At 57.1% G+C, this 12,584-nt stretch carries 17 protein-coding genes and 1 tRNA gene; 14 read left to right on the top strand and 4 right to left on the bottom strand.

Annotated elements, in window-relative coordinates:
* The first annotated feature begins 2 nt into the window (after positions 1-2).
* The 6 genes from B2590_RS18410 (at position 3) to B2590_RS18385 (ending at position 5,000) form a co-directional block, all read left to right on the top strand.
* Positions 3-926 (top strand): DUF1365 domain-containing protein, encoded by a 924-nt coding sequence (locus B2590_RS18410; RefSeq protein ID WP_185906440.1) that lies wholly within the window; start codon positions 3-5, stop codon positions 924-926.
* The gene (locus B2590_RS18405; protein WP_286749015.1) at positions 914-2,182 is read left to right on the top strand and encodes an SAM-dependent methyltransferase; all 1,269 of its coding nucleotides are present in this window, start codon (positions 914-916) and stop codon (positions 2,180-2,182) included. The genes B2590_RS18410 and B2590_RS18405 overlap by 13 nt, the downstream gene beginning before the upstream one ends.
* Positions 2,179-2,700 (top strand): DUF2878 domain-containing protein, encoded by a 522-nt coding sequence (locus B2590_RS18400; RefSeq protein WP_151982263.1) that lies wholly within the window; start codon positions 2,179-2,181, stop codon positions 2,698-2,700. The genes B2590_RS18405 and B2590_RS18400 overlap by 4 nt, the downstream gene beginning before the upstream one ends.
* A complete protein-coding gene (locus B2590_RS18395; protein ID WP_036207432.1) occupies positions 2,697-3,428 on the top strand; it encodes a hypothetical protein in 732 nt (243 codons plus the stop codon). The genes B2590_RS18400 and B2590_RS18395 overlap by 4 nt, the downstream gene beginning before the upstream one ends.
* A gap of 107 nt (positions 3,429-3,535) precedes the next feature.
* Complete coding sequence (xthA, locus tag B2590_RS18390) at positions 3,536-4,348, top strand: exodeoxyribonuclease III (protein WP_126812573.1); 813 nt, start codon at positions 3,536-3,538, stop codon at positions 4,346-4,348.
* 22 nt (positions 4,349-4,370) lie between these two features.
* A complete protein-coding gene (locus tag B2590_RS18385) occupies positions 4,371-5,000 on the top strand; it encodes a TetR/AcrR family transcriptional regulator (protein ID WP_036207437.1) in 630 nt (209 codons plus the stop codon).
* Positions 5,001-5,022: 22 nt separating this feature from the next.
* Here B2590_RS18385 and B2590_RS18380 read toward each other — a convergent pair whose 3' ends face one another.
* A complete protein-coding gene (locus tag B2590_RS18380; protein WP_036207441.1) occupies positions 5,023-5,442 on the bottom strand; it encodes a phasin family protein in 420 nt (139 codons plus the stop codon).
* A 417-nt stretch (positions 5,443-5,859) separates the two neighbouring features.
* Between B2590_RS18380 and B2590_RS18375 the strand changes: the two genes are divergently transcribed.
* Genes B2590_RS18375 through B2590_RS18365 form a run of 3 tightly spaced genes read left to right on the top strand, consistent with a single transcriptional unit; the run spans position 5,860 to position 8,182 of the window.
* Positions 5,860-6,291: a TIGR01244 family sulfur transferase gene (locus tag B2590_RS18375; protein ID WP_036207444.1), complete on the top strand. Its 432-nt coding sequence runs from the start codon at positions 5,860-5,862 to the stop codon at positions 6,289-6,291.
* Between the two features lie 45 nt (positions 6,292-6,336).
* Positions 6,337-7,446 carry a ferrochelatase gene (hemH, locus tag B2590_RS18370; RefSeq protein ID WP_036207446.1) on the top strand — a complete coding sequence of 370 codons (1,110 nt, stop codon included), beginning with the start codon at positions 6,337-6,339 and terminating at the stop codon, positions 7,444-7,446.
* Between the two features lies 1 nt (position 7,447).
* Positions 7,448-8,182, top strand: coding sequence for a 5-oxoprolinase subunit PxpA (locus tag B2590_RS18365; RefSeq protein WP_036207449.1), 735 nt, complete (start codon positions 7,448-7,450; stop codon positions 8,180-8,182).
* A 57-nt stretch (positions 8,183-8,239) separates the two neighbouring features.
* Here the strand turns inward: B2590_RS18365 and B2590_RS18360 are convergent.
* A tRNA-Ser gene (locus B2590_RS18360) sits at positions 8,240-8,330 on the bottom strand.
* A gap of 219 nt (positions 8,331-8,549) precedes the next feature.
* On the opposite strand from B2590_RS18360, the gene B2590_RS18355 reads away from it, so the two are divergent.
* From B2590_RS18355 to B2590_RS18335, 5 genes are all read left to right on the top strand, one after another.
* A complete protein-coding gene (locus B2590_RS18355; RefSeq protein WP_007152095.1) occupies positions 8,550-9,245 on the top strand; it encodes a Bax inhibitor-1/YccA family protein in 696 nt (231 codons plus the stop codon).
* Between the two features lie 115 nt (positions 9,246-9,360).
* Positions 9,361-9,777 (top strand): sulfurtransferase complex subunit TusD, encoded by a 417-nt coding sequence (tusD, locus tag B2590_RS18350; RefSeq protein ID WP_075195783.1) that lies wholly within the window; start codon positions 9,361-9,363, stop codon positions 9,775-9,777.
* Between the two features lie 7 nt (positions 9,778-9,784).
* Positions 9,785-10,135 carry a DsrE family protein gene (locus B2590_RS18345; RefSeq protein WP_091644653.1) on the top strand — a complete coding sequence of 117 codons (351 nt, stop codon included), beginning with the start codon at positions 9,785-9,787 and terminating at the stop codon, positions 10,133-10,135.
* Positions 10,136-10,167: 32 nt separating this feature from the next.
* Entirely contained in the window at positions 10,168-10,449 is a 282-nt protein-coding gene (tusB, locus tag B2590_RS18340; RefSeq protein ID WP_091644655.1) for a sulfurtransferase complex subunit TusB, read from the top strand.
* The gene (locus B2590_RS18335) at positions 10,449-10,766 is read left to right on the top strand and encodes a TusE/DsrC/DsvC family sulfur relay protein (protein ID WP_036207462.1); all 318 of its coding nucleotides are present in this window, start codon (positions 10,449-10,451) and stop codon (positions 10,764-10,766) included. Before tusB ends, B2590_RS18335 begins: the two co-directional genes overlap by 1 nt.
* Here B2590_RS18335 and B2590_RS18330 read toward each other — a convergent pair.
* Both B2590_RS18330 and B2590_RS18325 read right to left on the bottom strand, forming a co-directional pair.
* Entirely contained in the window at positions 10,761-11,090 is a 330-nt protein-coding gene (locus B2590_RS18330) for a hypothetical protein (RefSeq protein ID WP_075195785.1), read from the bottom strand. The two genes, B2590_RS18335 and B2590_RS18330, sit on opposite strands and share 6 nt — an antisense overlap.
* Positions 11,091-11,138: 48 nt before the next feature.
* Positions 11,139-12,305: a hypothetical protein gene (locus B2590_RS18325; protein WP_041336538.1), complete on the bottom strand. Its 1,167-nt coding sequence runs from the start codon at positions 12,303-12,305 to the stop codon at positions 11,139-11,141.
* Positions 12,306-12,584 lie beyond the last annotated feature (279 nt).

Genomic DNA, 12,584 nt, shown 5'->3' with positions numbered 1-12,584 from the left:
CCATGAACGCTGCCCTACCGCAAAACATGGTCGCCAATCAGCTTCACAGCCAATGGCTGGAGGGCACGATTCGGCATCGTCGCAAGGCACCGGTCCGCCACGAATTCAGCTACAGCACCGGCATGCTGGCCCTGGACCTGCGCGAGTGGCCATCCATAACCCATATCAGCCGCCTGTTCTCCCTGGAACGCTTCAACTGGTTGTCCCTGTACCGCCGTGACTATTTCCGGCCCGAGACCGACAACCTCCTGCAGGCCGTGAGCGATCAGGTACAACAGGCGACGGGATGGCGCCCGGACGGCGCGGTGCAACTCATTACTCATCCCCGTTATTTCGGGTATGTGTTCAATCCGGTCAGTTTCTACTTCTGCTACCACGCCGGCGACCGCCCGGATCATGGAGCCGTGCCCCGGGTCATCATGGCTCAGATCACCAATACACCCTGGAAAGATCGCCATGTGTACTGCCTCGAAACCACAGGCGCGGAACCAACCAGTGCCGGCTGGCGCACTGAGCGCTTCGATTTCAGCAAACGCTTTCACGTATCGCCCTTCAATCCCATGGATCAGCATTACCAGTGGACGTTCAGTTTCCGCGGCCCTGAACTTCGAATCCACATGGGTGTAAAACAGGACGAACGCAAGCATTTTGATGCCACATTGGTGGTCCGACGCACCCCCCTGGATCGTAAAGAACTACACAGGAGCCTTAGGCAATTTCCACTGGAAGCGCTGAAGGTGGTGGGCGGTATTTACTGGCACGCCCTGAAGCTCAAGCTCAAAGGGGTGCCGTTCTTTACCCATCCAAACAAGCTGCCTGAAAACGACCCGGCGCACCGGCGCGGCGCAGAAGACTCAGGCCAGGATGTCACCGAACCCACAGCCCAGAACAAGACAACCGGAAAGGTAAGCTCATGGAGAACCTAAACACCTCGCTTGAATCCACTGGCACTGGCCAGGCGCCGCTCACCAGCCGGTGGGCGAAAGTCCTTGTGTGCCAGCAGCTTTCGCTTCTTGAAGCGGGAACACTGACGATTCGTGAAGCCGGGGCGGAAACCCTGACCTTTGGAGACAATGACAGCCGATTCGCACCGGCGGAGCTGGTCATCCACGACCACAGCACCTGGAAGGATCTGCTAACGGGCGGCAGCGTGGGTGCCGCTGAAGCCTATGTCGCAGGTGACTGGTCAACGCCGGACCTGGTGGCCCTGTTGCGGTTCTTTACCCGAAACGTTGATCGAATGAACGCCTTCGAGGACCGATTCAGTTGGGTCACCAAACCGGCCTTGAAGGGCCTGCACTGGCTGAATCGCAATACGAAGGAAGGTTCCCGCAAGAACATCAGCGCCCACTACGACCTGGGTAACGACCTGTTCGAGACCTTCCTTGACCCCACGATGATGTATTCCTCCGCCATCTACCCAGGCCCAGAGGCGACGCTGGAGCAAGCGGCGGTTCACAAACTGGATACCATCTGCCGAAAACTGGACCTGCAACCGGGCGACCGGGTGATCGAAATCGGCACCGGCTGGGGTGGATTCGCCGTGCATGCGGCCAAACATTATGGCTGTCATGTGACGACCACGACGATTTCCGCCGAGCAGCTGGAACTGGCGAGAAAAAAGGTCAGCGACGAGGGCCTGGAAGCGCAGATCACCCTGCTGTTTGACGACTACCGCGACCTGAAAGGCCAGTTCGACAAGCTGGTGTCCATCGAAATGATCGAGGCGGTCGGCCCGCAATTTCTGGACAGCTACTTTTCTCAAATCAGCCGCTTGCTGAAACCGGACGGCCTGGCCCTGGTTCAGGCCATCAATATGCCCGAACAGCGCTACAAACGCGCCCTGAAGAACGTCGATTTCATTCAACGATTTATTTTTCCAGGCAGTTTCATTCCCTCTTTTGGCGCGATGCTGGACTCCGTCCGCACCGGTTCGGACCTGGTAATGACCCACGCAGAAGATATCGGCTTCCATTACGCCCGCACGCTGCGGGACTGGTGCGACCGCTTCATGGCGAACCGGGACACGCTCGACAGCCTTGGCTACGACAAGGCCTTCCGCCGCCTGTGGCATTTCTACTTCGCCTATTGCGAAGCCGGTTTCAGTGAACGTGCCATTGGAGTTTCCCAGATCCTGTTCGCCAAGCCAGGTAACAAGCGTGAGAACATCCTGAGCGTATGATCCACAATGATACCCTGCGCAATGTCGTGAACTTCGCCCTGTTCCAGGCTGGCTGGTTCGTATGCGTGCTCTATCCGGGCCTGATGGCTGCCGGATTCGTGGTCCTGCTATTGGTTTTCCACATGCTGTTTGTCAGCCAGCACCGCTCCACCGAACTGCAGTTTATCGGCGCCGGCACGGTTCTGGGCGGTGTACTGGACGGCATCTGGTTCCAGACCGGCATCCTTGATGATGGCACTGGCAGCGTACAGATCACACCGGTCTGGCTGGTCGGCATCTGGGCCATATTCATGACCACCCTGAGCCATTCCCTGTCATGGATTGGCAGCAAACCCTGGCTGCCCTTTGTGTGTGCCCCCATCGCCGGGCCTTTTGCCTACTGGTCCGCCAGCGCGCTGGGCGCCGTGCAACTTCCGAATCTCACACTTTCTTTGGCTGCGCTGGCATTGGGCTGGCTGGTTGTATTCCCGAGCCTTCTCTATCTCCGCAAGGCCCTCTATCCGGAGCTGATACGATGAGGTCCAGCGCCCTTTTGCTCGCCTGCGCCCTGCCCCTGTCGGCCGCGGCCGCCGAGATGCGCTTTACCGGCCAGGCGATGCCGTTGAACGGCGACAACCTGCTCTATGAAGAGCAGCACGTGGTCACAGGCAAGTGCACCGATGGCCTTTTCCGACCCGCCTCCCACAACGTGACTTACCTTCGCAGTAACGGTGAGCCATTTGCTGAAAAGACGCTGTCTTACGAACAATCGACGTTGCGTCCAGCGATGACCTTCCGACAGCCGGGTTTCAATGAAGTCATGGAGATCCGCAACCGGGATGACGCGACGCTGGAAATCGAGTGGCAGACTCCGGAAGGCGACACGGAAAACTCGACGGTGGAGGTCACCCGGAAACTGGTGGCAGATGCGGGCTTCGACAATCTGGTCCGCAACCACTGGCCCGAGGTCACTTCCGGTGACCGCATCGAATTCAACTTTCTGGCGCCCACACGGGGCAAAGCCTATGGCTTTGTACTGGAGCCTGCGAAGGACGACCGCATCAACGCCACACATACGGTGCTGATAGAGCCCTCGAGCACAATCCTGAGCTTTCTGGTTGACCCGATCCTCTTGGGCTATAACGACAACGGCGCGCTGACGGACTACCTTGGGTTGACCAATATCCGCAAGGATAAGGACTCAAACTACACCGCCCATATCCGCTATGCTGTGGACACCGCTCCGGATTGTGAACTGACCCGCTGAATCCGTCCTTGCAGCCAAGGCGGACACACCGACCTGTTGTGGTAGACTTGCGGTTTCCTGACACACCCTGACAATCGCCAAAACTGCAAAACAGAAGGTTTCCGCCGATGATGTTTGTCTCATTCAACGTCAACAGTATCCGCACGCGGCTGCACCAGCTTGAGGCCGTGATTGATAGCCTGAACCCGGATTTTATCGGCCTGCAGGAAACCAAGGTGACCGACGAGGAGTTCCCGGAGGACGCCATTCGCGAACTCGGCTACCACGTTCACTTCCATGGCCAGAAGACTCATTACGGCGTTGCTCTTCTTTCCCGCCAGGCGCCGGACAGCGTCCAGAAAGGCTACCCGTGGGACGGAGAGGACTCCCAACGCAGGCTGATTACCGGCCACTTCACGGTCAATGGCCGCAAACTTACGGTGATCAACGGTTATTTTCCCCAGGGCGAGAGCCGAGACCACCCGATAAAGTTTCCCGCCAAGGAAAAATTCTACGCGGACCTGATGCGCTACCTGGACGACCTGAAAGCCGCCAACGGTGAGATTGTGGTAATGGGCGATATGAATATCTCGCCTACTGATCAAGACATCGGCATCGGTGCCGACAATGCCAAGCGCTGGCTGAGAACCGGTAAATGCAGCTTTCTTCCGGAAGAGCGTGAATGGCTGGGACAGGTCGAAAGCCGTGGTTTCACGGACGTGTTTCGACACCTGCACCCCGAGGAATCTGACACCTTCAGCTGGTTTGATTACCGCAGCAAGGGCTTTGACAGAGACCCACGCCGCGGCCTGAGGATCGACCTGATCATGGCCAGTGACCCGCTTCTACCCAAGGCGGAAGAAGCAGGCGTCAGCTACGATATTCGCGCCATGGAGCGGCCTTCGGACCATTGTCCGGTGTGGGCTCGTTTCTCGCTTTGAACCCACCTCGCCGGGCCGCGACATGAAAAAAATGAAAACCCGCGACCGTATACTTGAGGCCAGCCTGATGCTGTTCAACAGCATCGGCGAGCCCAACGTAACCACCCTGTTGATTTCGGACGAACTGGAGATCAGCCCCGGCAACCTCTATTACCACTTCAAGAGCAAGGGCGATATTGTCGGGGAACTGTTTGCCAGCTATGAACACGAAATGCACGACCTGCTGGCGGTTCCGGAAGACGCGACCATCAGCCTGGACCAGCAGAGTTTTTTCCTGCATCTGTTGTTCGAAACCGTCGCCCGCTACCGATTCCTGTATCAGGACCTGGTGAACGTCCTGTCCCGATACGAGCAGCTTCAAACCCGCTTCCGGCGCATTCTGAAAAAGAAAACCCATGGTTTCAGGGTCATCTGCGAGAGCTTTCGCCGCCAGGGCGTCATGGAGATTACCGATGGGGAGCTGGATGCACTCTGCGACCAGTTGACGCTCACCGCCTGCTATTGGAGCAGCTTCGACAGTCTGTCGCATCTGGATGACCGCGACTCCATGGACCCGGGCCGCGGTGTTTACCAGATGATGCACTTGCTATTGCCCTACCTGGGCCCGGATGAAAAAGAACAGATTTACCTGATGAGCCGGGATTACCTCTGACATCAATGGCCGGAAGCGAGCATCATTCCTCTTCGGAGCGGTCCTCGGTCTGCTCCCTGAGGCGTTGGAGTTCCGCTTCCAGGGCCTGAATCCGGCGTTCCATGGCTTCGATTTCGTCCCGACGGTGAATACCCAATCGACGCAACGCGCCGGACACGCGCTCATCAAACATGTTCTCGAGGCGGTCCCAGGTGCCAGTGGCCTTTTCCCGCACATCGTCCACACGGTCTTCCACAGTGCGTACGTGCTTTTCAACCACGCCGCGGGTCTTACTCTCCAACTGCTCGCCTTCCTGAACCAGACGCTCAAAGAAGCGACCAGCGTCCTCCTCGGCCTTGGTGTAGGCACCGAGCCCGGCCAGCCAGATCTGCCGCGCAGACCCTTTTATTTTACCCGCCAGCTGCTCGTCGTTTTCCGGCGTGTTTTCGTTTTCGTCAGACATGCAAAACCTCGGAGGCGTTGGACTCTCAATGGCTCATTATTGTATTACAGCGGGCACTGAATTTCAGTCAACAGGCCAATATCTCTGCGTCAGGGCTGAAACCAAATCGCCTGAAAGGCCCACAGCGAGCGGCTTTAGTATAAGCACACTTTCAATATGAAAAAATGTGATCAAACGAATCGCTCACTGGCTTGAAGTGTTCAAAATATGGTCAATACTTCACTGTACCGGTGTCCCTGCTGATGCCGGTTTGTCTGGAAGTCTTTCATGGATACTACTCGCACGCCTCTGCCCGGCCACCAGTGCCGGGCTTTTTTTATCTCCTGGATTAAAACTTCCCATGGCCCGGGCTCTGACAGCGGCTATGTCCTGTGGCATTATGCTGAGGCATTTATGTGACCGGCAAAAGGATCGCTTATGGACATCAGACGTATCGACGACACGATTTCAGTCTCGCCCCAGCTCACTGTGGAGGACGTTAGCGAAGCTGCAAAGCTCGGCTTCAAAACACTCGTTGCCAATCGCCCCGATGCCGAAGAGCCCGGCCAGCCGGGCATGGCCGACATTGAGGCCGCAGCGCGCGCAAACGGGATGGAGTGGGTGTATCTGCCGGTCGAGTCCGGGAATATCTTTGACAACGACGTTGACCGCTTTGATGCAATGATCCGTCAGGCGGACAAGCCCGTACTTGCTTTCTGCCGCTCCGGAACTCGCTGCACCGTGCTCTGGGCACTGAGTTCGGCACGCACCGAGCCGGCCCACGACATCGTCAACAAGGCCCGTAAAGCTGGTTACGATGTTGGCGGACTGGCGCCGCGGATGGCCCAGCAGGCAGGGAAACGCTCCTGAGCCACTTTCTGAACGGACACCCATCATTCTCCAGGATCCAGAACCATGCCGTACAAGGGTACCGCCGATTTTCGCCATGACCATCCCGAAAAAACCGGAGTACTGATCACCAATCTGGGAACACCGGATGCCCCAACCACGTCTGCCCTGCGCCGTTATCTGGGGGAATTCCTCTGGGATCCCAGGGTGGTTGAAGTGCCGCGCCCGATCTGGTGGCTGATACTCCATGGCATTATCCTGCGGCTGCGTCCCAGCCGGTCAGCCAAAGCCTATGCTGGCGTGTGGCAACCGGAAGGGTCACCGTTGTTGATCCACACCGCCAGGCAAGCCGAAGCGATTCGCAAACAGCTGCAGGCGAAACACGGAAACAACCTCCTGGTGGGATTTGCCATGCGATATGGCAACCCGGGAATCCCCAAGGTACTTGATGAAATGCAGGCCCAGGGGGTTCGCCGGTTGCTGGTACTGCCCCTGTACCCGCAGTATTCCGCCTCGACCTCGGCCTCGACATTCGATGCCATTGCCCATAATTTTACCCGTCGGCGCTGGCTGCCCGATCTGAGGTTTGTGTCCCACTACCCGGACTACCCACCTTACATTGAGGCTATGGCCAGCCATATCCAGGCGCACTGGGACAAGCATGGGCGCAACCAGAAACTGATCCTCTCCTATCACGGAGTTCCCCTGAAGTACCTTGAGCGCGGCGACCCGTACCACTGTGAGTGCCACAAGACTTCCCGCCTGCTGGCAGAACGGCTTGGCCTTGGAAAGGATGAATACCTGACCACCTTCCAGTCACGTTTTGGCCGGGAAGAGTGGCTGCAGCCCTATACTGACGAAACCCTTAAAGCACTCCCCCAAAAAGGCGTAACATCTATAGATGTGTTCTGCCCCGGCTTTTCGGCGGATTGCCTCGAAACCATCGAAGAGATTGACGAGGAAAACCGTGAATACTTCATGGAAGCCGGCGGCGAGGGTTTCAGCTATATTTCCGCCCTCAATGCCACACCGGGACATATCGACGCCCTGACGCAGCTGATTGAGGAGAACCTGCAGGGCTGGCAGGTGCCGCGCAATGAACCCGAAGAACTGGCAGAGAGGGTCAGGCTCGCGGAGGAACAGAGACAGGCCCAGTACCCGGGCCGGGAGCTGTGAGATGAAACTGAATTGTGACTTGGGGGAAAGCTACGGTGCCTGGCGTATGGGCCAGGACGATCAGGTGATGCCCCTTATCGATATGGCCAACGTTGCCTGCGGCTTTCACGCCGGGGACCCTTCGGTCATGCAGAAAACCGTGGCTCTGGCAGCGAAGCACGGAGTAGAGATCGGTGCCCATCCCTCCTATCACGACCTCGCCGGTTTTGGCCGCCGCTCCATCAGCCACAGCCCCGAGGAAATTCACGCCCTGATCCTCTATCAGCTTGGCGCGCTACAGGGACTATGTCGGGCCGAGGGCCTGACACTGTCTTACGTAAAACCCCACGGTGCCCTGAACAACGACATGATGCGGGACATGAGCACCCTGGAAGCCGTTATGACCGCGGTTAGAAGCTATCAGCAGGATCTGCCGCTGATGCTCCCGGTGACGGTCAAACACGAACAACACCGCAAACTGGCGGACTATGTTGGTCTCCCCATCCTGCTGGAAGCCTTTGCCGACCGCGCCTACGACGACGAGGGCCAGTTGGTGTCCCGTCGCCTTCCAGGGGCGGTACATCAGTCTGCAGACAAGATTGTCAATCAGGCGGTATCGTTCGCTAAAAACGGTGGAGTCTACAGTTCATCCGGTAACTGGCTGACACTGCCGGCCGACAGCCTGTGCGTACACGGTGACAATGAGGCAGCGCTGAGTGGCATTCGGGCGATTCGCAAAGCATTGGCCACGAATTAGAAGCACTAACGAAACAGTTTGAAAGGATACGGGAAATATCAGGGAAGGAAGAGAAAGTGGCGGTGGGCCAGGGATTCGAACCCCGGGAAGGCTACTAACCTTCGGCGGTTTTCAAGACCGCTGCATTCAGCCGCTCTGCCAGCCCACCGTTTTCTCCACAGCCGTCATTGCGACAGCGGGGAGCATGATACCGGAATTCCGTTTCCTGTCAACGCCCTGGCCACATCGTCTTCCTTTCGATTCAACATTAACTCTATTTAATGGAATCCGCGAGGCCGTTTTCTGTCGTAAATGATTGAAAGTTGTGTATCTGGCATTATGATGAGTGTTAGATTCAAACGGTTGTGACACACAGACGGAGAAGACAATGGAAGACAGACGATTTGGCGTCCAGCAAAACCAGGGAGCCTATTCGACCACAGAAAAAGGTCGGGCGACGGGTATCAGCGCAGATGCCATGAACGTGCTGCGCAATACCTACATGCTGCTGGGAATGACTCTGGCATTCTCCGCACTGACTGCGTTCCTGAACATGAACGGCACGCATCCCGGCTTCCTGATCACGATCGTAGGCTACATCGGCCTTCTGTTCGCGACCTACAAGCTGAAGAACAGCCCCTGGGGTATCGTAACCACGTTCGCCCTTACCGGCTTCATGGGCTTCACCCTCGGCCCGATCATCGGCCAGATGGTGGCAGCGGGCGCTTCCCAGATCGTCGCGAATGCCCTGGCTCTGACAGCGACCGCGTTTGTGGGTCTGTCGGCAACGGCCATTATCACCAAGAAGGACTTCAGCTTCCTGTCCAGCTTCCTGACAGCGGGCGCCTTCGTGCTGATCGGCGCGATGCTGCTGGCGTTCTTCATGCAGAGCTCCATCCTGCACCTGGCGGTGTCTGCTGGTTTCACCATCTTCGCTTCCATCATGATCCTGTTTGAAACCAGCCGGATCATCAACGGCGGAGAGCGCAACTACATCATCGCTACTGTTGGCCTGTATGTGGCCATCTACAACCTGTTCGTCAGCCTGCTTCACCTGATGATGGCGTTCAGCGGCGACGACTGATCGCCTTGGCATCATCCAGATGACAGGCAACTGCCAGAGAACCCCGACCTCGGTCGGGGTTTTTTCATTCATGAGGTAAACTGTACTCTGAACTCCAACAGGCAAACAGGCACATATGAGTCCGCACACACCCTGCTCCTTTACCCTGGTCATTACCGGAGCGCCCTACTCCTCCCAGGCGCCACAAACAGCGCTCGCCTTCGCCAGGGCAGTACTGGCAAGCGGCCATCGAATTGACCGGGTATTCCTCTACGGTGATGGCGTTCATCTGGCGTCGGCACTGACCAGCCCACCCTCGGACGAGGTGCACTGGTCGCGGGCGTGGCATGATTTCCTGGAAAGCCACAACATAGCCGGCTTTGCCTGTATTGCGTCGGCGCTTCGGCGGGGCATTGTGGACCAGAGCGAACAGCAGCGCTACGAACTGCCCGCCAGCAATCTTGCCGCACCATTCACCATTGCCGGTTTGGGCGAGTGGGTTGACAGCGTGGCGCATTCTGATCGCGTTATCTATTTTCACAGTGGGGGTTGAGCCAGGTATGGAGACGTTGGTGATCATTAGCCACGCGCCGTATTGCGACTGGACGGGCCGTGAGTCGCTGGATATGGCCTTTTCCCTGGCCGCGTTCGACCAGCCGGTGACGTTGCTGTTCACCGGAGAGGGCGTTAACTGGCTTCGCAAGGCCCAACAGGCGGACGCCGTGCAGCAGAAATCGGTGGAGAAGAACCTGTCAGCCGCGCCCATTTTTGGCGTTTCCGCCCTGATGGCTGATCACAAGGCCTGTAAGCGGTATGGCCTCAACGAAGAGAATATGATGCCGGGCATTACCACGACAGATCTGTGTGCCGAACTGCTCGAACACTACGCCCACGTGGTCAACCTGAGCTGAGCAGGCAACCCAAACACCCGGAGAGCGCATTGATGGCAACCATCCATACCCTGCACATCGTCAACAAACGGCCGGATCACCCGGCGTTTGTAGCGTGCCTGTCGAGCATCACAGACCAGGATGGCCTGTTGCTGACGGAATCAGGTGTGCTTGCCCTGGCGGACCGTGAAGCAACGCTGAAGGGTACCGTTTATGCGTTGGCCCCTGACCTGCAGGCCAGGGCCATCGCCGTCGATGGACTTGACGTACAATCGATTGATTTTGACACAATGGTGGCCCTGACCACCGAGGCAACCAGAGTGATCAGCTGGTAATGACGATTCCAACGAGAAACAACGAAGGGTTCCTGGAAGACGCCTGGACGTGGTCACCTGACGTGGCCCGTGACATTGCGGCGGACGACAATATTGAGTTAACCGATAATCACTGGGAAATCATCGAATTCCTGAGAGAATTTTACAAACAACATGAAATATCACCACCTTCAAACAGGCTGTTTGTAAAAGCGGTCAGGGAGGCGTTTAACGAAGAGAAAGGCAACAGCATTTACCTGATGCAGCTCTTTCCCGGTACACCGGCCAAAACAGCCTGCCGCATAGCAGGTCTGCCAAGGCCGACGAATTGTCTATGAATCGTTTCGGGGCTTTCGACCGGGGTCAGATACCTCTCCCAGAAAGCTACTGAGGCCGTTTTCGAACAGCCCCGAACCGAACCGGAGGAACTGGCGGGTAGATTCTTTCACCGTACTCTCCGGCAGCTCCCGAAGAGTTTCTTCCACGCCTTCCCGTACACCCTGCCTGACTCTGGGCTCTATCTCCCGCGACGCGTCGATAAGCTCCGCCACCTTGCGATCAAGATGTGGTCGCACAATGCCGAACCAGAAGCCTGCCAGCACTGAAAGTACGACGCATCCTGTTACCAGGGCCTGTATCGCGACTGCCCATCCAAATTCCATACTGCCCTCCTGGTCAGCTCATTACGCAGGGAACCGTGTCCCAGGCGCCTAGTTCAATACGTTGCTCATGATCAAAAACTGAAGCGCACCCGCCAGGGAACCCAATATTCCCCCAACCAGCATGAGCTGAATCTCTTCCTCTCGAAATGCCGGCCGCAGGATATCCTGAAACTCAGCCGGCGCCAGCGACTTCATCTGCCCGGCCAGCACCCCGGCCACCACCGGTGCCCTCTCTCGGTTGAATGCCGGGTCCCCGAAGACATCACGGGTGGCCAGCACCGCCTTATGGTTCATGGCTTTTTTAAGTTCCGTGTACCCGGTCATACCAACAGTAACCTGGGCGCCGAGCTTCATGACCATCGAGTTGTCCAGCAGTGGCCTCAGATGCTTCTGGATGATCGCCCGCGTGCGATCCCCACGGTTACCGTTGATCATGGCGTCAGCCACTTTCTCAACGGTGATCAGTTCCTCCGCCACCAACCTTGCCCATACGTCGCTGATCTCCGGCTGACGCTGCAGGAACAGACCCTGCAAACGCCAAAACAGGAAGCGCCGGGGTTTGAGCGGGCGAAAAATCAGGTTGATGGCAATCCAGTTGGTCAGGAACCCCACTGCAAAGCCGCCGACCGGCAACAGCCATGGTTCGGGGTAGCGCACCCAGGCAGGGGCCAACAAGGCACCCAGCAGGCCGCCAATGATCGCCCCTCGATTGATAACCGACCGTAGCTCGACTGAGCCCGCTTCCATGAAAATCCGGTTCATCAGGTCCGGATGGGTTTTCAGCTCCCGGCTCAGCAAAGCCTTCAGGTCAACGAGATCATTGAGGTCATCCCCGAAATCCTCCACCAGGGACTCTATCCTCGACGGGAGCTGTTCCCGCCCCCACCGATAGATGCGATTCTTCATGAACAGCGGGAGGTTGTCCCAGAGCACCGGTTGGATGTCATACATCACTTCGTCAATGTATTCGTCCATGCGGGGATTCACCTGGGAAATCACCTGTTCAACAATTCGTTGTGGTTCCAGCTGCTGGTAGACGGCGTTCAGATCACCAAACTGCTGCAGGGTGCGGTCAATACAGATGTGGGCCATTTTCTCGGCCTTGCGGGGAATCACTCCCTGCCAGCCAATAACGCCAATACCCACAAACTGGATGGGGTTGAATGACATCTGGATCGCCAGCCAATTGGTAAACCAGCCGACAATAGCTGCCATGAGTGGCACAGAGAAAAGTGCTACATCAACCAAGACAAACCCCAGTGTGTGATTGGAGGGCACGGTGATGAGGACGCGCCGTAATTTTGTATGACGGGTATCTTACCCATCGTTCGATTCAGATTATGTGACGGATAATGAGGTAAATCGAATTATCCAACATTGGCCGTTCCGCCACAGCAACGACGATAGCGCGGCACTCATGGCACTCACAAACCTGATACTGACAAACCGCGACTGACAAACACCCGCACCAAAATCGAGTAGGAGGGGGAGTTA

Source organism: Marinobacter sp. UBA3604, from assembly GCF_002375325.1.
In the GTDB taxonomy this organism is placed as follows: Bacteria; Pseudomonadota; Gammaproteobacteria; order Pseudomonadales; family Oleiphilaceae; genus Marinobacter; species Marinobacter salarius.
Note: the sequence above shows the minus strand (reverse complement) of the source record. Positions and strands in the feature narration are given on the sequence as shown.